12 protein-coding genes, 1 tRNA gene and 2 pseudogenes are annotated in these 17,743 nt (G+C 54.4%); 7 read left to right on the forward strand and 8 right to left on the reverse strand.

From position 1 onward, the window contains the following. Positions 1-412: 412 nt before the first annotated feature. Positions 413-1,426, reverse strand: a complete 1,014-nt coding sequence (locus E6B08_RS18480; RefSeq protein ID WP_136915381.1) for a hypothetical protein — start codon at positions 1,424-1,426, stop codon at positions 413-415. A 202-nt stretch (positions 1,427-1,628) separates the two neighbouring features. Between E6B08_RS18480 and E6B08_RS31175 the strand changes: the two are divergent. Next, positions 1,629-1,854 (forward strand): annotated as a pseudogene (locus E6B08_RS31175) (IS66 family transposase); the annotation flags it as partial. Between the two features lie 176 nt (positions 1,855-2,030). Here E6B08_RS31175 and E6B08_RS18490 read toward each other — a convergent pair. Genes E6B08_RS18490 through E6B08_RS18500 form a run of 3 tightly spaced genes read right to left on the reverse strand, consistent with a single transcriptional unit; the run spans position 2,031 to position 5,841 of the window. Further along, the gene (locus E6B08_RS18490) at positions 2,031-3,788 is read right to left on the reverse strand and encodes an ADP-ribosylglycohydrolase family protein (RefSeq protein ID WP_238349239.1); all 1,758 of its coding nucleotides are present in this window, start codon (positions 3,786-3,788) and stop codon (positions 2,031-2,033) included. Continuing rightward, complete coding sequence (locus tag E6B08_RS18495; RefSeq protein ID WP_136915382.1) at positions 3,785-4,426, reverse strand: DarT ssDNA thymidine ADP-ribosyltransferase family protein; 642 nt, start codon at positions 4,424-4,426, stop codon at positions 3,785-3,787. Before E6B08_RS18495 ends, E6B08_RS18490 begins: the two co-directional genes overlap by 4 nt. After that, the gene (locus E6B08_RS18500; RefSeq protein ID WP_136915383.1) at positions 4,423-5,841 is read right to left on the reverse strand and encodes a 3'-5' exonuclease; all 1,419 of its coding nucleotides are present in this window, start codon (positions 5,839-5,841) and stop codon (positions 4,423-4,425) included. Before E6B08_RS18500 ends, E6B08_RS18495 begins: the two co-directional genes overlap by 4 nt. A 407-nt stretch (positions 5,842-6,248) precedes the next feature. Here E6B08_RS18500 and E6B08_RS31180 point away from each other — a divergent pair. The 6 genes and pseudogenes from E6B08_RS31180 to E6B08_RS18530 all read left to right on the forward strand — a co-directional run. Next, a pseudogene (locus tag E6B08_RS31180) lies at positions 6,249-6,562 on the forward strand (integrase); the annotation flags it as partial. Between the two features lie 347 nt (positions 6,563-6,909). Then, a complete protein-coding gene (gene hsdR / locus E6B08_RS18510; protein WP_136915384.1) occupies positions 6,910-9,273 on the forward strand; it encodes an EcoAI/FtnUII family type I restriction enzme subunit R in 2,364 nt (787 codons plus the stop codon). 100 nt (positions 9,274-9,373) lie between these two features. Beyond that, the gene (locus E6B08_RS18515) at positions 9,374-10,843 is read left to right on the forward strand and encodes a type I restriction-modification system subunit M (protein ID WP_136915385.1); all 1,470 of its coding nucleotides are present in this window, start codon (positions 9,374-9,376) and stop codon (positions 10,841-10,843) included. Further along, positions 10,840-12,516 (forward strand): restriction endonuclease subunit S, encoded by a 1,677-nt coding sequence (locus E6B08_RS18520; RefSeq protein ID WP_136915386.1) that lies wholly within the window; start codon positions 10,840-10,842, stop codon positions 12,514-12,516. The genes E6B08_RS18515 and E6B08_RS18520 overlap by 4 nt, the downstream gene beginning before the upstream one ends. Then, positions 12,516-13,223, forward strand: a complete 708-nt coding sequence (locus E6B08_RS18525) for a DUF3800 domain-containing protein (protein ID WP_136915387.1) — start codon at positions 12,516-12,518, stop codon at positions 13,221-13,223. The genes E6B08_RS18520 and E6B08_RS18525 overlap by 1 nt, the downstream gene beginning before the upstream one ends. Next, complete coding sequence (locus tag E6B08_RS18530; RefSeq protein ID WP_136915388.1) at positions 13,220-13,705, forward strand: hypothetical protein; 486 nt, start codon at positions 13,220-13,222, stop codon at positions 13,703-13,705. Before E6B08_RS18525 ends, E6B08_RS18530 begins: the two co-directional genes overlap by 4 nt. A gap of 810 nt (positions 13,706-14,515) precedes the next feature. Here E6B08_RS18530 and E6B08_RS18535 read toward each other — a convergent pair. The 4 genes from E6B08_RS18535 to pheT all read right to left on the reverse strand — a co-directional run bounded on the left by E6B08_RS18535 (position 14,516) and on the right by pheT (position 17,722). After that, positions 14,516-14,592 (reverse strand) — tRNA-Pro (locus E6B08_RS18535). Between the two features lie 104 nt (positions 14,593-14,696). Then, positions 14,697-15,053, reverse strand: coding sequence for a MerR family transcriptional regulator (locus E6B08_RS18540; RefSeq protein ID WP_009394050.1), 357 nt, complete (start codon positions 15,051-15,053; stop codon positions 14,697-14,699). Beyond that, complete coding sequence (gene ihfA, locus E6B08_RS18545) at positions 15,034-15,336, reverse strand: integration host factor subunit alpha (protein ID WP_003250679.1); 303 nt, start codon at positions 15,334-15,336, stop codon at positions 15,034-15,036. The genes E6B08_RS18540 and ihfA overlap by 20 nt, the downstream gene beginning before the upstream one ends. Before the next feature lie 4 nt (positions 15,337-15,340). After that, the gene (gene pheT / locus E6B08_RS18550; RefSeq protein WP_136915389.1) at positions 15,341-17,722 is read right to left on the reverse strand and encodes a phenylalanine--tRNA ligase subunit beta; all 2,382 of its coding nucleotides are present in this window, start codon (positions 17,720-17,722) and stop codon (positions 15,341-15,343) included. Positions 17,723-17,743 lie beyond the last annotated feature (21 nt).

Genomic DNA, 17,743 nt, shown 5'->3' on the forward strand with positions numbered 1-17,743 from the left:
AACTTGCAGGTGATTGCCGTGATGCTTTGTCTGACCGATCTGCAAGTTGCCCGATGGTTGTCGAATCGGGTGATTCGTGTTCGAAGAGGACGTCGAATCCTCTTCGATGAACAACACCGCATCGAAAACGCCCAGCCCGTATTTGTCAAGGCCCTCCAAGGTTGACGACCTGGTGATTGGCAATCTGGGAAGGTTTCTTTTTGAATCGGCTGGATGCGGTGAAAGGTGGTTGTGGTCATGGGACTGCCGCCTTGGAGTGGTTTCACACTCCATGATTGGCACAACGGGATTTGCTAGATAGCAGCGAAATTATCTGAATTAGAATTCAACGCGCCAAACATGGCGCGGGACACTAATTTTACCCATACACTCGGGCACTTATGCAAAACTGCTCCCCCACCATGAACCGCCCTTAAACATCTGGCATTTCAAGTGACACAACAACCTCGCGCTCATCCACAACAACATCCACATCTTTCTTAACCAGATAAAAAACAAACCCCTGATTGGGAAGTACTCCACCGTCGACCCTGAATATTTTCTGAATTGAGCTTTCAGATATTAAGCGAGGAACAGTAGACATCAAAGGACTGATATCAAAATGATATCCGACCGGAAAGTTAACTATTATATCAGCACCTACTACCGGGACCTTCGTACCTTGTGCATCTGTGATATCCCCCCTGTAATGCTTCTCAAAAACCGTATTATATTCCGCATAGCTTTTTGCAGGAATCTTCACCGAATAAGAAACTGTTAGCTTATTACCCTGCTGCGCAACATCAATATTTATATTCTTGGATGCATCATCAGGATTATATTTTACTAAAACCTCACCAAACTGTCCGTGACATTCAGCGGATATCAACCTGTAAGAGCTACCGCCAAGCGCATCGAGATCCAGGCGGATTGGATTAGATATTTCTTGATGACTCAAATTATGAAGCTCGTAGCGTGTGGTTTGCCTGCAAACAATCACATCGCCACACAGAGTAAAATCATAGATCCACTTCGCTTCTTTCCGAAGCACCTTATTTTCAATAATTTCTTGTTTTATTATTTTAAAAATCGCCTCAGGAATTATAGTCTTGAAAAGACTATCAAAAACATTAACACTGATCGCTTCATTCAGCCTATTTAACTCATCTTGCTTTTCATCATGCAGCGTTTTTTGTAATCTATTAGCAATAAAAACAGTGATGAATATTGCCGCACCCAACCCATATAGAAAATTCTTCACCAACCCCACTACTTGATACCATAAAGGAAAAGTAGCCTCCACGGAAGTAATTTTATCACCCGCCGCACTTAACCTAACTTTATTACTGAACTCCACTGCAACGTTCGACGAAATCAAGTCCAACCCGAACGCCGCACATACAACCAAAACAACGTAAAATAAATATAAATATTTTTCTTTGATCATTTTTAGTTACTCTATCCGAGCCGAATGCTATCAAAATGATAGCATGCGGCCACCACGATGTCGAAGTACAAGATCGTACCCGTCATGGTAGCGCTGGGAAGATTGGCTGGAGCATCAATGGCAGCATTTACTGAATCGTGTCCAGATTCACACCATGGGGACCTCGTCCTCCATGGAGGCTCTATGGGGTCCTCTTTGAGATGAGCATGCACGTAGCTTCCTGGGCAACTGACGCGGCAGTTAGTGTGCGGTGACCTAGCCGGCTATGAGACCAATATCGAACGGGACAGCGTCGATTGGCAGCCTTGCTCATGCGCGCCCCAAATTCCTTGACTTGCATGCGGCGAACGAGAGTCAGTTGGCCGAGCAGGCCTTTGATTGGTGCTCTGTACGAGGTCGAGCGACAGGCCAAGGACGTGAGCGAAAAGATCGCTAACACATACGTGGGCCTGTCCGTTGCCACAGGACAGGCCCAATGGCTTGCTTGCGGAGGGTCGAGATCCGAAGAGGGAGCAGTACTACCCTAGAAGCTGTAGGAAGTTGTATGAGGATAAAGGGCCTCACGCAATCTTCACACAAAATTGCGCAAGGTCAGATCCCTCCCCTATCCGCGCTTATGACGAAGACGTGTAGCTCTCGCTTTCGCCACAATCGAGGCATAGCCGGTAGCGAGCGTCACCCCATTGGGGTGTTCGGCGATCAAAAGCAGGTGCCGGCCTATCAACTCTGGATCGAAGCTTTTGATCGCTTCTGAAGACAGTGCATCGATATCAATTGCGACGGTTTCGCCGGGAATGATATCCTCCTCAGACAAAACATCAATAGCAACTTCCTGCTGATTATCCCCATAGCTGCTCTGAGCTATAAAGTTTGGCACCACAGCTTCAGCATCATATGCAACATCTGCATCCAGCACCGACAGCTCACTTTCAACTTCGCTATCATCCGATTGATAATCGAAAAGATCAGCAATGTTCTTATCACGCTCAACGGTTTTATCAACAGCTTCGCTGTCCAACCCTAACTCAGCACGCATCCGAACCAGAAGGCTTTGCCCCCAAGACGTCCCGAACCACTGCCAAGTAACCCCCTTCTGTCGACCCTTAAATCTCTGACCGGAGGGTGAGACAGAACCGAATCCCTGAAGAACGTACTGGCCGTCAGAAATGGTAAGTGTATCAATGACTGCTCTAGGCGCCTGCCAATACAAGGTGTCCGGATAGGAAAAAGTTCGCTCTGTAGCGCCTTGACTGATGTTGAAAAGACGGTTGGCCTCCATCCGAATATACGGCTCGTCTTGAATCTCACCAATAAACTTCGCATCAGGCTTTGCTGCACCAATCAATGCACCGGCCATGCTCGCGATAGTATCAGTATCACTCCAAAGCAGATTGGCAACTACTTCCATGATCTCTTGGGATCCGGCTCGCTGCCCCAAATACGCAGCCACATTAGCGAACAGCGCCGACTTGAGCCCGGAACCCCGCTCTTCTTTGCTAAGGCCGTTATCATCCTCTACTATCTTTACATACAAAACCGTGGGCGATTCATTGGTTTGCGCGAACCAATCCATAGCCTTGCCAACAGATAGACTCCACTCATTGGCTACCTCATCAGCGGCGCGTTCCAGTGTAGTTTTGCTGTTTCTTTCCCAAGTAGGCACCCAAAAAGTGAGCAGATCCGTGTCACTCTTTATGAGCTTCGGAATGCTTCGAATATCATCACTGTACCGAAGCCAATCGCTATCCGAAGACATCCGACCATGCTGCATGACATGAGCCAGAGAAAGCGCATGCACCACTGCACCCGCAATCCCGCGCATATGACCATGAGTGCAGATAGCATTACGGATGACGTCAACAAGGTAAGACGGCTTATCGTCTAACTTGCTAGCGGCCCACACATGAGGCTGAATGCGCATAGCAGCACCATTGCCACCCCCACTTTCATATCCTTTAAAAAAATTGCTAAACCAAGCAGTACCCCTATTCGCCAAAGAACTTGCAGCCGCTTTGCTACCTCGGCCTGCGCCAAGCGCGTAGATTTGCCAGACCGGAATTTCTATTTTTGCAAATGCCTCGACGTCGAAATACCCTTGACCGGAGATAGCTCGACTCGTAGAAAGTCGAAGCTGGGTATCATCAGAGTAAGAACCTGCGGGTAAGGTGACGTCTGCACCGAACCTACCGCCTACCAGACGCTTCCACTGGCTAGTACGCGTGGATTTGGTTTGGCCCACACGCCTTTTGACCAAATCCTCCGAAGCGAGCTCTGTAGGAAAACCCAACGCATCGCCGTAAGCCGACCAAAGAGCTGAGGATATCGTGCGTTTCAGCCTGGATTCGGACATATTCTTTTTCACCTAATTTTCTCGAAGAGCTCGGGCCTGACCAAGACCTCGACCGCTGGATGGGCCGTGGCAGCCATTTGTCCTGCGAGCTCATCCGAATGTTCATCACAACGCACGTAGATGCGTTGCAGATAACGAGTTGAAACCTCTCCCGGATACAGAATCTCCGCTTGGTTGCAAGTCGTCTCGTTTTCAGGGAACCCTTCAGTTCGTTCCGCATAATAACTCGAATACTGATGCGTCTTTTGCTGAAATGCGCGCTGGAGGCCCTCCAGACCAGGAGACCTCAAATTACCGGTATAAATGTTGTTCGTGGTGGTGAACTGTACATTGTCATGCAGCATGATCTCCGGCGCGAAGTCGAAAATGCACCAGAAAAAGTCCTTTTCTCGATGCCAGCTCCCTGAGCAGGTATTGAAAAAATTCATGTTGATCCGGCTGATAGACAGGTTGGCATAGTCAAGCCACGCCAAGTCCTTGTCCCGGTACTTGGCATTAGGTTGAAAAATATGCTTGAGCTGTTCATCTGCGTTCAGCCGCTGTCGCGACTTCAACGCGTTGCAAGCGAAGATCCCCAACGACCCCCTGTTGGTCGTGAAATGCACAACAGATTCGATGCCACGCTGCTCGATAAATTGCTCGATGTTCATACGTCCCTGCCCTCATACAGCTCCTCCTCGACGAAGCGCATGATATCTGGGGTGTCGGAGGGTTTAAAGCCAATCATGACGCTGTCACGTGCACGCCCGATCCCCATGGCGATTAAGCGACGCAAGCGAGCAGAGGGCTCATAGCCACCGCCGTCATCGTCATCATCTTCCTCCTCGTCCGGAGCATTCACGTCCAGCACCGACCCGTCCAGCCCAATCATGATGACATGATCGAACTCCAGTCCCTTGCTGGAGTGAATCGTGCACAGAGCGATGTTCTCTTCACCCTGGGGCCACTCGGAGTTACCGGCAATGCAAACAAAGGGATATCCTGCCCGGCGCAATGCCGGCATGAGGTCTCGGAACCAGCCTTTGGGGTGCAAGAAAGCAACGGAGTTCTGTTCAAGGTCAATTTCGCTCAGGAACTCGATTGCTGCCTTGACCTGATCCAAGTACTCACCCATCAAAACGATAGGCTTAGGCCCATGACCTCGGGCGGTGTTGAAGTTCGGCATGGTACCGTTGTCATCCATCGCGACACCATCGAGCAACGCATTCGCAAAGCGAGCGATCTCGTGGGTGTTTCGATAGTTTGTCTCGAGCCGATGGCTTTTCTCCGAGCGCAAAGTCACACCCACTTCGCCCCAATTGAAATTACGTGTGTAGATGCGCTGCGCGCTGTCCAATACAAAGGTCACAGACGCTTCAGGGGAGCATTGACGCAGAAGCGCTCGGATCTCGTTGGCAGAGAAATCCTGGGTTTCGTCAACGACAACCACGTCACATTGCTCGTAATCATGAGACGCAATCGTGCAGGCGAGATCGTTCCAGTCGACCAGACCCCGAGTGCGCTTGTGATCGATGTAGGGACGGATGACCTCGTCCAATAAGATCTGCCGTGCAGGCCGCTCCATACGAGGTGTGCTACCACGCCCTTCTCGTCGAGTAGAGAGGTAGTCGTCCAACTGATCCGTCTCAAACCGCCCCAGGACGTATAGCGCCTCTTCCAAACCAAACTCTACATCCAACCGGGTCTTGGCCAGGTTCTGACGCAGAAACCGCTCGGTTTGCTCGAAATCAAGGATGTTATCAGCATCGGTCAAGCGTCTTGCCCACTTGTTGAACGTGGAAATCTCAACCGAGATACCCGTGTCTGGCAGCTGTTGCTCCGCTAATTCGCTGATGTAGCCGCGCAGTGTGCGGTTGTAGGTGAGCACAAGGACTCTGACCGGTTTGGGATTAACTTGGCGGCGCGCACGGCTGAGGTAGAAGCCGACGCAAGCTCGTAGCTTTAGAAGTGCGGTAGTCGTCTTACCACTTCCTGCTGCGCCTCGAATGACCTCTACGCCAGGACTGACACGCGAGAAAAGGGCCAACTGTTCGGCAGTGGGAATGACATCGATCAAGGCTTTCATGGGGCCATCCGTCCAATGGAAAAAGCCGATGCTAGCACCAAATGATGGCCAATCAATGGCCACCCTGTGCTGGACAGTGAACAATTTACTGGTTAATCGTTTCTGCGGCGCTCCACCATTCGTCGCCACGTATTTTCAATGTGTTTAGCTCAAGCTCTGCGCTCTCTGAGGCTATTTTCTCATTTCGTCTCTACCGCCGATGACTCAAAGAGACGACTTGCGCCAAGCGTCATTTCACTGAAGCCAGGGGCGCAACCGAAACCCCTCAGCATGATGGTCCCATTCACGGATTCATCCATCACACCTGTGCCCCTCTGGATCTTTTGCCAGGTACCATGATCCATGGATCCCCGCCCTTCGAACGAGATTTGGAACCTCCTCTATGTGCTTAGCCACACACTGTTTTGATTGCACTGTTGTCGCGAGCCACCGGTATGCGCCGCGTGAGACCATGTTGGCTGACCTTCCACGGTTAAACCGCAAGGCAATAGACCTAGGCAGGATCAACATTCTGGAGGGCACCAAGGCGACCCGTCGAATTGCGGTGGCCGACCATGTCCGCAAGGCGCTTGAGTTTGCGGAGCAAGGATCGCTTGCGAGTAGTCGCGACCTGATTGCAGCACATGAAAGGGACCTGAGTTTTCTGCCAACAATCATCCGCCCGGCGCGGGATAACCTGTATGCCCCAGGCCTCAAAGGCCTCCATGAACTACGAGCGGCGTAGGCATGTGAGCGCTATGAGCAAATCACCCAACACCGCGCACCTATCAACGGCGATCAATAAATCGCAGAACGCTGGCACCGACAAACTCCCTAGGCTTGACAGAGAAAGCGTGTGGCTTGGTTTCCTGAGTATGTCCCAGGTCGGCGCAGTGACGATACCTGGTATTAATACTTGCTGACTGCGAGACTGCTCGCTTGTCCTTTAGAAAAGTCATAGATTTCAACCGCTCTCAGGACGTAGATAGGCCAGACGACGGAGGATGAAAGTCCTCGCTGCTGATACTGGCAGCATGCCTCTAGCCCTTCTGATAAAGTCCGCAGCACGTCATAGGGACATAGCCAGCCATGGACAAGAAATCACTTTCCGAGCGGGACATTTGCAGTAAATACGTCGCCCCAGCCATCCAGCAATCTGGGTGGGACATGCACAAACAGGTGCGTGAGGAGGTCAGCTTCACCAAAGGCCGTATTATGGTCCGTGGCAAGCTTCACAGCCGGGGCGAAGCACGCCGTGCAGACTTCATCCTCTACCACCAAGCCAACCTGCCAATCGCTGTGATCGAGGCGAAGGATAACAAGCACTCCATTGGCTCCGGTATGCAGCAAGCTCTTGGCTATGCAGAGGCGTTGGATGTGCCGTTCGTATTCTCCAGCAATGGCGATGGCTTCCTCTTTCATGATCGCAGCGGGACAGGCAGCAACGTCGAAACTGAACTCTCCTTGGATCAGTTCCCTAGTCCTGCCGAACTTTGGCACCGCTACTGCCAATGGAAGGGGCTGGACAATGCTGCTCAACACAAGATAGAAGCGCCCTACTACGACGAGGGCTCTGGACGTATGCCGCGCTATTACCAAATGAACGCCATCAACCGCACCGTTGAGGCGGTAGCGCGCGGGCAGGACCGCGTTCTGCTGGTAATGGCAACTGGCACTGGAAAAACCTACACCGCCTTTCAAATCATCTGGCGACTATGGAAATCAAAACAGAAAAAAAGAATCCTATTCCTAGCCGACCGCAACATCCTAGTCGACCAGACAAAGAACAACGACTTTAAGCCCTTCAGCCAAGCGATGACCAAAATCGCCAGACGCCAGATAGACACCTCCTACGAGATCTACCTGTCGCTCTATCAGGCGGTGACTGGCGCTGAAGAAGAGATGAACGTCTACAAGCAGTTCTCCCGCGACTTCTTCGACTTGATCGTGATCGACGAATGCCACCGTGGCAGCGCCGCCGAGGACTCTGCATGGCGCGAGATTCTCGACTACTTCTCCAACGCCACACATGTCGGCCTCACCGCAACACCGAAGGAAACCAAAGAGGTGTCCAGCATCACCTACTTCGGTGAACCGGTGTACAGCTACACCCTCAAACAGGGCATCGAGGACGGTTTTCTCGCGCCCTATAAAGTGGTGCGGATCGACTTTGACAAAGACCTGCAAGGTTGGCGCCCACCCAAGGGCATGCTCGACAAGAATGGCGAACTGATCGAAGACCGCATCTACAACCTCAAGGACATGGATCGCACCCTGGTCATCGAGGCGCGTACCCAACTGGTGGCGCAGAAGGTCACCGAGTTCCTCAAGGCCTCCGACCCGTTCCAGAAAACTATCGTCTTCTGCGACGATATCAATCACGCCGAGCGTATGCGCCAGGCCTTGGTCAACCTCAACCCCGAGCGCGTGGCTGAGAACCGCAAGTACGTCATGCGCATCACCGGCGATGATAACGAAGGCAAGGCCGAGCTGGATAACTTCATCAACCCGGAAGAGCGCTACCCGGTCATCGCCACCACCAGCAAGCTGATGACCACCGGTGTCGATGCGCAGACTTGCAAGCTGATCGTGCTCGACCAGCACATCAAGTCGATGACCGAGTTCAAGCAAATCATCGGCCGTGGCACCCGAATCAATGAAGACTTCGGCAAATACTGGTTCACCATCATGGACTTCAAGAAGGCCACCGAGCTGTTTGCCGACCCGGCCTTCGACGGTGACCCGGTGGTGGTTTACGCCCCTGAAGGCAGCGAGCCGCCAATTCTGCCCGACGATTTACTTGAAGGAGATGGCATCAGTGCAGGTAGCGATGGAGAAGGTGATGATCTGGACTTTACCGGCGAGGAAGACGGCAAGAGGCGCATCAAGTACGTCATCGACAGCATCCCGATCTATGTCATCGCCGAGCGTGTGCAGTACTACGGCCCGGATGGCCGACTGATCACCGAATCGCTGCACGACTACACCCGCACCTGCATAAAAAAACAGTTCGCCTCGCTGGACGATTTTCTGCGCCATTGGAGTGATGCCGAGCAGAAAAAAGCCATCATCGACGAAATGGCAGCCCAAGGCGTAATGTGGGAAGCCTTGGCCGAAGAAGTGGAAAAGAAACAGGGCAAGCCACTCGATCCGTTTGACTTGATCTGCCACGTCGCCTTCGACCAACCGCCGCTGTCGCGTAAAGAACGCGCCGAACAGGTGAAAAAACGTAACTACTTCGCCAAGTATTCCGGTGCAGCCCGCCAGGTGCTGGAAGCGCTGCTGGATAAATACGCCGACACCGGCATTGAGCACATCGAGGACATCAAAATCCTCCAGCTCGATCCCTTTAACCAGCTCGGTGCACCCATCGAACTGGTTAAAGCCTTTGGTGGCAAAGCTGGCTACAACAAAGCTATCCATGAACTGGAAGACGCGCTGTACGCCAGTTAATCTGCTCTACCCGTAGGGTGGGCAACGACGGAGCCTTGTCCCCCTTAGCAGCCAACTCCATTACAATCCCCCGCTTTGCCACACCGATTGAGAATTCGTTATGTCCATCAGCTCCACCATCAAGTCCATCCAGGACATCATGCGCAAAGACGTCGGCGTCGATGGCGACGCCCAGCGCATTGGCCAGCTGGTCTGGCTGCTGTTCCTCAAGATCTTCGATGACCGCGAGCTGGAATGGGAACTGATGGACGACAACTACAAGTCACCCATTCCCGACAGCTGCCGCTGGCGCACCTGGGCAGCTGACCCGGAAGGCATGACTGGCGATGCGCTGAAGGACTTTATCGACAACAACCTCTTCCCCCAACTGCAGAACCTGCACGAATACAGCAACACACCCTCGGCCTTTGTGGTGCGCAGCGTATTTGAAGACGCCTACAACTATATGAAATCTGGCCAGCTGCTGCGCCAGGTGATCAATAAGATTCAAGAAGGTGTGGACTTCAACAAGGCCCAGGAACGCCACGAGTTCGGCAACCTCTACGAGCAATTGCTGCGCGACCTGCAGAACGCCGGCAACGCGGGCGAGTTCTACACTCCGCGCCCGGTCACCGAATTCATGGTGCGCATGGTCGATCCCAAGCTGGAAGAGAAGGTCATGGACCCGGCCTGCGGCACTGGCGGCTTTTTAACCTGCGCCATCGAGCACAAACGCAGCCGCTATGTAAAAACCGCCGAGGACGAACGCATCCTGCAGGCCAGCATCTACGGCGTTGAGAAAAAGCCGCTGCCGCACTTGCTGGCCACCACCAATATGATCCTGCACGGAATCGAGGTGCCCAGCCAGATCCGCCACGACAACACCCTGAGCAAACCGCTGATCAGCTGGGGCCCGAGCGAGCGCGTGCACTGTATCGTCGCAAACCCGCCTTTCGGCGGCATGGAAGAAGACGGCATCGAAACCAACTTCCCCGCGGCCTTCCGCACCCGCGAAACCGCCGACCTGTTTCTGGTGCTGATCATGCAGTTGCTCAAAGACGGTGGCCGCGCCGCCGTGGTGTTACCCGATGGCTTTCTGTTCGGCGAAGGCATCAAAAGCCGTATCAAGGAAAAGCTACTCACCGAATGCAACCTGCACACCATCGTTCGCCTGCCTAACGGTGTCTTCAACCCCTACACCAGCATCAAAACGAACCTGCTGTTCTTCACCAAAGGCACACCAACTAAACAAGTGTGGTTCTACGAACACCAGTACCCGACCGGAGTAAAGAACTACTCCAAGACCCGCCCCATGCGCATCGAAGAATTCTCAGTGGAAGAAACCTGGTGGGGAAGCGAGGCCGATGGCTTTGCCGCAAGGGTGGAGAACGAATTTGCCTGGCTGGTCAGCGTCGAAGAGTTGCAAGCGCGCAACTGGAACCTGGACTGCAAAAACCCGCATATCGGCGAACAAATCAGTCACGACCCGGACGAACTGCTGCGCAACTACGCCACGCTGCAAGGCGAGATCAGCGACCTGCGCGACCAGATTAAGGCCGTGCTGGCTGAAGCCCTGGAGCGCGAGATATGACGACGCTGCTTACCGATAACCTGCCACTACTGGCTGGTGCACCGAACGGTATCAAAAAGCTGCGTGAACTGATTCTGGAACTGGCGGTGCGCGGCAAGTTGGTGCCGCAAGATCCAAGTGATGAGCCGGCCAGCGAGTTACTCAAGCGTATTGCCGAGGAAAAGGCGCGGTTGGTGGCTGAGGGCAAGATCAAGAAGCAGAAGGCGCTGTCTGAAAGAGATGCCGAAGATCCAGCATTTGAGCTGCCAGCGGGCTGGGCGTGTGCTCGACTTGCTGATGTTGTGAATGTACTTAATGGTAGGGCCTACAAGAAAGAAGAGCTGCTAGACGCAGGCACGCCCGTCCTGCGAGTTGGGAACCTATTTACATCCAATCATTGGTATTACTCGACCCTCACCCTTGAAGAGGATAAGTACTGCAATCCGGGAGACTTACTGTTTGCTTGGTCTGCATCCTTCGGACCATTCATTTGGCATGGTGAGCGCTCAATCTACCACTACCACATCTGGAAGCTCGATTTTTACGCCAAAGGTCAGCTCAGCAAGCATTACCTATACAACTATTTGCTGGAGCAGACTCAAGAGATCAAAGCTGCTGGCCATGGCGTATCTATGGTTCACATGACCAAAGAGAAAATGGAAAGGCTGGTATTGCCAGTGCCCCCGCTCGCCGAACAAGACCGCATCGTCGCCAAAGTCGATGAGCTGATGGCCCTGTGCGATCGCCTGGAAGCCCAGCAGACCGACATCGAAAGCGCCCACGCCCAACTGGTGCAAGCGCTGCTCAACAGCCTGACCCAAGCCAGCAACGCCACCGACTTTGGTGCCAACTGGCACCGCATGGCTGAGCACTTCCACACTCTATTCACTAACGACCCCAGCATCGACGCCCTCAAGCAAACCCTGCTGCAACTGGCTGTAATGGGAAAACTGGTCCCGCAAGATCCTAGTGACGAGCCTGCCAGCGAGTTACTGAAGCGTATCGCTGAGGGAAAGAAACAACTTCTGATCGATGGAAAGTTAAAAAAAGAAAAACCGCTATTACCTCTTGAGGACCTCCCATTCGAACTGCCAAAAAATTGGAGCTGGTCACGGCTAGGGCGCTTAATAGCTGATTTACGATATGGTACGGCAACTAAATGCGACTATTCTGGCACTGGTACGCCGGTACTCCGAATTCCGAACATCGGAGATCCGTCAATCCTGCTAGACGACCTAAAATATGGAAATTTATCAAGCGATGAGATTGATGCACTGAAGCTTTTGCCTGAAGACTTATTAATGATCAGGTCAAACGGCAGTGCATCACTGGTAGGAAAAACTGCGGTAGTAACAGACTCGGTTACTCACTGTGCATTTGCGGGATATCTAATTAGAATACGATTCCCGAAATCCTGTATCAGCTCTTACTACCTGCAGCTAGCGATGAAGTCACTTGATGTCCGCTACTCCATTGAATCCCCAATACGAACTACAAGCGGCGTAAAAAACATTAATAGCACAGAGGTGTCCAACATTCGAATTCCGCTCCCCCCTCTTGCCGAGCAACACCGAATAGTTGCCAAAGTCGATCAGCTCATGGCCCTTTGTGATCGACTTAAAGCCAGCCTAACCCAGGCCAACCAACTTAACGATCAGCTAGCTAGCACCGTGATTGAGCAGGCAGTGGGGTAATGAGCAAAATATTCAATATCTATTGCGATGAATCTTGCCATCTGGAGAACGATGGCCAGAAGGCCATGGTGCTGGGTGCGGTCTGGTGCCCTGAAGCTAAGCGCCTGGAGATCGCCAAACGCCTTCGTGAAATCAAGTTAAGGCACAAGCTACTGCCGGAGTTCGAGATCAAGTGGACCAAGGTAGGCGCGACCAAGCTGCAGTTCTATTTGGACTGCATCGACTATTTCTTCGATGACGACGACCTGCATTTCCGCGCTCTGATCGTGGCTGACAAGGCCCGCCTCAATCATCAGCAGTACCGGCAGAGCCATGATGACTGGTACTACAAAATGTACTTCTCGATGCTCAAGACTATCTTCGAGCCGGAAGCTGGTTATCACGTTTACATCGACATCAAGGACACCTTGGGGCATGAGAAGGTCGCCAAGCTGCATGAAGTACTGGCCAATAATGCCTACGACTTCTCGCGCAGAATGATCCGCCGGGTACAACGCATTCACTCACACGAGGCGGAGCAGCTGCAGTTGGCCGACCTGCTCATAGGCGCATTGTCCTATCTGCATCGTGAGCTTGCAGGCAGCGAAGCCAAGCAGCGCCTGATAGAGCGTATCCGCGAGCGCAGCCGCTATAGCTTGAAGCAAAATACCCTATTGCGCGAGTCTAAATTCAATCTGTTTTTCTGGAATGGGAGCAACGGCGCATGAGCCTGCCGGGATGGCTGCCACCGCTGGAGGAACTCAAGGCTTACGGGGGCGATTTCTCTCGTTATCTGGAAGCCATCTACCAAATTTTCTGTACCGACTTCGTTGAGTCAAAACTTGAATTCGCAGGCAAGCGCTTGGCCTTAAAGCGCCACCCGGTTATCCAAGGAAAGGAAGCAACTTTCTGGCACATGATTTCCGAAGGCGACGACGAAGCGGAGCGCCTGCCCGACTTGCGGCGTAGCGAGCGCATTCGCTGGCCCAAGCCGATTATCGAAAATGCTGCCGATTCCGCGCTCAAGGTCTGGCGCGAACCGAAGGGGTCAGGTCATCGATTGCTGATCTGGTTTGCCGAAGCCCAATACCTAGTGGTTCTGGACGAGCGCAAGGACTACATCCTGCCTTGGACGGCCTATCCGGTCGAGCGGGAGCATCAGCAGAGAAAACTCGAAAAGCGCTGGGAGCAGTATAGCGAAGGGAATTAGGCTGGCCGCGCCCTCCGTAGGAGGACGGGGCCGTTACTCCTTCTACGCTGACACCCGAAGGCTGGTAGATGAGCTGAGGCGAACAGTAAGTCCTACCGGCCTAAATTTCAAGTAACGTTACGTTAAATCAGACGACTGTTGCCTAAGCCGCGACTGTTGCCTCATCCTAGGTTCAAGCGATACGCTTGGACCACAGCCTGTCTCCACCGCATTGAATGAGCGGAATTAAGGGTACAAAGTCGGCTGCGAAATGCCATAGCGGCGGGTCACGTCACTAGACTGTACCTCAATATTTCTGAGAAGAGCTTTCATCTCACGCACCTGGCGAGGATCAAGCGGTGGCTTGCGCCCATCGCCCTCCCATGGGCCCGAGCCGCCACTCCTCCACGAGATCACTCTCGAAAGAGGTTGCGCTCGAGTTCTGCCAGCGCAGCAATTACATAAAAAATCCGCTTGCGAATAACGCTGGAGGTTTCAATTCGTTCGTTGATGGACTCAACGTCAGCCTCACCCTCTTCCGAGCGGCTGACTATTCAAATTAGGTCGACCAGCGAGAGTGAGAAATGTGAAATGCTCATGGCTGTACCTAGTTTCCGACCAAATAGCATTCCAAACGGTATTCCAGCTGAGAGCAAAAAAGAAAAATAGCTCCAACAATCAACTAGATGGATTCTTAGTTCAACTTACCCCGGCCCAGCATAGACGCCATACCGCCCGACCGCGCATCAGAGTGGCCGTACGCACCACAACAAAATCACCAAACAAAAAAAATCCAGCCACTTCACAGTGACTGGATTTTTTAGGGATTTTTGGTCGGGACGGAGTGATTCGAACACTCGACCCCTTGCACCCCATGCAAGTGCGCTACCGGGCTGCGCTACGCCCCGAACTCATTCTCAATATCTCTGAGAACGTTGAAGAATGTACCCTAACCCGCTGATAAGTGAAAGCTTTTTCTCAAAAAAATTTCACCCCACCACCGCACCAAGGCTCACTTCTTCAACACCACCAACACATCCTCCAACTCAACAATCATCTGCCGAATCAGCTGCTTGTACTGGGTAGTGTCATCCTTGGCCTCATCACTGGAGAGCCTTAACCGCGCGCCCCCAATGGTGAACCCCTGGTCATACAACAGCGCCCGAATCTGCCGAATCATCAGCACGTCCTGCCGCTGATAATACCGCCGATTCCCGCGCCTTTTGACCGGGTTGAGTTGCGGGAACTCTTGTTCCCAATACCGAAGCACGTGCGGTTTCACCGCACAGAGCTCGCTCACCTCACCAATGGTGAAGTAGCGTTTCCCCGGAATGGGGGGCAGCTCGTCGTTATGGCTTGGTTCCAGCATAGGCCTCAACCCGGGCTTTCAATTTCTGCCCTGGACGAAAGGTGACGACACGGCGAGCGGTGATCGGGATCTCTTCCCCTGTTTTAGGGTTGCGGCCCGGCCGCTGGCGTTTGTCGCGAAGGTCGAAGTTGCCGAAACCGGACAACTTGACCTGCTCGTTCTCTTCAAGTGCGTGCCGAATTTCTTCAAAAAACAGCTCGACCAGCTCCTTGGCCTCACGCTTGTTAAGCCCCAGCTCCTCGTACAGCCTTTCGGCCATCTCAGCTTTCGTCAGAGCACCCATGCCGTTATTTCCTTAACGTGGTGTTCAACCTTTGTTCGAGCGAGGTGAGGATAGTCTGCAGCGTGGCGTTCACCTCATCGTCGTTAAGAGTGCGCGATGGATGCTGCCAGGTCAAGCCAACCGCCAGGCTTTTTCTATCAGGATCAATACCTTTACCCTGGTAGACATCAAACAGCCTGAGGTCTGTGAGCCATTCGCCTGCATTGTCACGAATTACTTCAAGCACGTCTTGAGAAGCTACATCACGTCCTGCGATCAAAGCCAGGTCACGACGGGTTTCCGGGAACTTGGAGAGTTCGCTGAATTTCGGCAGGCGGCCTTCGACCACATCGCCCAGTACCAGCTCGAACACGTACACCGGGCGGTCCAGGTCCAGGGCCTTGGCGACCTCTGGGTGGATGGCGCCGAGGTAGCCGACTTCCTTGCCGTCGCGCTCGATGCGGGCGGTTTGGCCTGGGTGCAGGGCTGGGTGCTTGCCGGCGACGAACTTGAAGTCGCTCAGGGCGCCGGAGTAGCCCAGCAGGGCCTCGACGTCCGCCTTGACGTCGAAGAAGTCGATGCCGTCGCGACCGTTCGCCCAGCCTTCTGGCAGGCGGCTGCCGGTGACGACGCCGGCGATCATCGGCTGCTGCGCGAGGTTGCCGAGCTGGCCGACGAAGCGCAGGCCGCTTTCGAACAGGCGCACGCGGTCTTGCTGGCGGTTGAGGTTGTGCTGCAGCGCTTTCACCAGGCCCGGCCACAGGGACGCACGCATGGCGGCCATGTCGCTGGAGATCGGGTTGGCCAGCTGCAGGGGTTCTACGCCTGGGCTGAACAGCTCGAACAGTTTCGGGTCGATGAAGCTGTAGGTGATGGCCTCCTGGTAGCCGCGGGCGACCAGCAGGCGGCGCAGGTTCGGCAGCTCACCGCGGGTCTCTGGCTTGCCCTGGGGCGCGAGGCGCGCTTGTGGGTAGCGGACCGGCAGGTTGTTGTAGCCGTACAGGCGGGCCAGCTCTTCGATCAGGTCGACTTCCAGGCTGATGTCGAAGCGGTGGCTTGGAACGGTGACGGTCCACACCCCTGCCTCGTTGCTGGTGGTGGTCAGCTCCAGGGCATTGAGCAGTTGCTCGACCTGGGCTGGGGCCATTTCCATGCCGAGCATCTGGGTGATGCGGTCGGCGCGCAGGGTGATCGGGGCGACCTTGGGCAGGTGCGCTTCGCTCACGGCTTCGACGACCGGGCCGGCTTCGCCGCCGACGATTTCCAGCAGCAGCGCGGTGGCGCGCTCGATGGCTTCGCGGGCCAGCTGCGAGTCGACGCCGCGCTCGTAGCGGTGCGAGGCATCGGTGTGCAGGCCGTAGGAACGGGCCTTGCCAGCGACGGAAATCGGCTCGAAGAAGGCGCTTTCGAGGAACAGGTCGCGGGTTTTCTCGGTGTTGACACCGCTGTGCTCGCCACCCATCACGCCGGCGATGGCCAGGGCGCGGTTGTGGTCGGCGATGACCAGGGTGTCGGCACGCAGGGCGACTTCCTGGCCGTCGAGCAGGACGAGCTTCTCGCCCTCCTCTGCCATGCGCACGCGGATGCCGCCGTTGATTTCGGCGAGGTCGAAGGCGTGCATCGGCTGGCCGAGTTCGAGCATCACGTAGTTGGTGATGTCGACGGCGGCGTCGATGCTGCGCACGTCGCTGCGGCGCAGGCGCTCGACCATCCACAGCGGGGTCGGCTTGCTCAGGTCGACGTTGCGGATGACGCGGCCCAGGTAACGTGGGCAGGCAGCCGGGGCGCTGACTTCGACCGGGCGCACTTCGTCATGGGCAGCCGGCACGGCAGGCACCACGGGGCGGGTCACCGGGGTGTCGTACAGGGCGCTGACGTCACGGGCAAGGCCGGCGATGGACAGGCAGTCGCCGCGGTTGGGGGTCAGGCCGATTTCGATGCTGGCGTCGTCGAGGCTCAGGTACTGGCGGATGTTCTCGCCAACCGGGGCGTCGGCGGCCAGTTCCAGCAGACCGTCGTTTTCTTCGCTGATCTGCAGCTCGGCAGCCGAGCAGAGCATGCCGAACGACTCGACGCCGCGCAGCTTGGCCTTCTTGATCTTGAAGTCGCCTGGCAGTTCGGCGCCGATCATGGCGAACGGGATCTTGATGCCTGGGCGTGCGTTAGGGGCGCCGCAAACGACCTGGAAGGTTTCCTGGCCGTTGCTCACCTGGCACACGCGCAGCTTGTCGGCGTCAGGGTGTTGTTCGGTGGCGAGGATCTCGCCCACGACGATACCGCTGAACTGGCCGGCGGCCGGGGTGACGCTGTCGACTTCGAGGCCGGCCATGGACAGGCGGGCGACGAGGTCATCACGAGAGACTTGCGGGTTTACCCAACCGCGCAGCCACTGTTCACTGAATTTCATGCTGTTCTCCTGAAAGTGTCG

The organism is Pseudomonas putida (assembly GCF_005080685.1).
Lineage (GTDB): Bacteria > Pseudomonadota > Gammaproteobacteria > Pseudomonadales > Pseudomonadaceae > Aquipseudomonas > Aquipseudomonas putida_V.

What these genes read in the sequence shown, in the direction of transcription:
- E6B08_RS18480 (WP_136915381.1), bottom strand. Translation starts at nt 1,426, where the DNA reads ATGATCAAAGAAAAATATTTATATTTATTTTACGTTGTTTTGGTTGTA.
- E6B08_RS18495 (WP_136915382.1), bottom strand. Translation starts at nt 4,426, where the DNA reads ATGAACATCGAGCAATTTATCGAGCAGCGTGGCATCGAATCTGTTGTG.
- E6B08_RS18500 (WP_136915383.1), bottom strand. Translation starts at nt 5,841, where the DNA reads ATGAAAGCCTTGATCGATGTCATTCCCACTGCCGAACAGTTGGCCCTT.
- hsdR (WP_136915384.1), top strand. Translation starts at nt 6,910, where the DNA reads ATGGACAAGAAATCACTTTCCGAGCGGGACATTTGCAGTAAATACGTC.
- E6B08_RS18515 (WP_136915385.1), top strand. Translation starts at nt 9,374, where the DNA reads ATGTCCATCAGCTCCACCATCAAGTCCATCCAGGACATCATGCGCAAA.
- E6B08_RS18520 (WP_136915386.1), top strand. Translation starts at nt 10,840, where the DNA reads ATGACGACGCTGCTTACCGATAACCTGCCACTACTGGCTGGTGCACCG.
- E6B08_RS18525 (WP_136915387.1), top strand. Translation starts at nt 12,516, where the DNA reads ATGAGCAAAATATTCAATATCTATTGCGATGAATCTTGCCATCTGGAG.
- E6B08_RS18530 (WP_136915388.1), top strand. Translation starts at nt 13,220, where the DNA reads ATGAGCCTGCCGGGATGGCTGCCACCGCTGGAGGAACTCAAGGCTTAC.
- E6B08_RS18540 (WP_009394050.1), bottom strand. Translation starts at nt 15,053, where the DNA reads ATGCTGGAACCAAGCCATAACGACGAGCTGCCCCCCATTCCGGGGAAA.
- ihfA (WP_003250679.1), bottom strand. Translation starts at nt 15,336, where the DNA reads ATGGGTGCTCTGACGAAAGCTGAGATGGCCGAAAGGCTGTACGAGGAG.
- pheT (WP_136915389.1), bottom strand. Translation starts at nt 17,722, where the DNA reads ATGAAATTCAGTGAACAGTGGCTGCGCGGTTGGGTAAACCCGCAAGTC.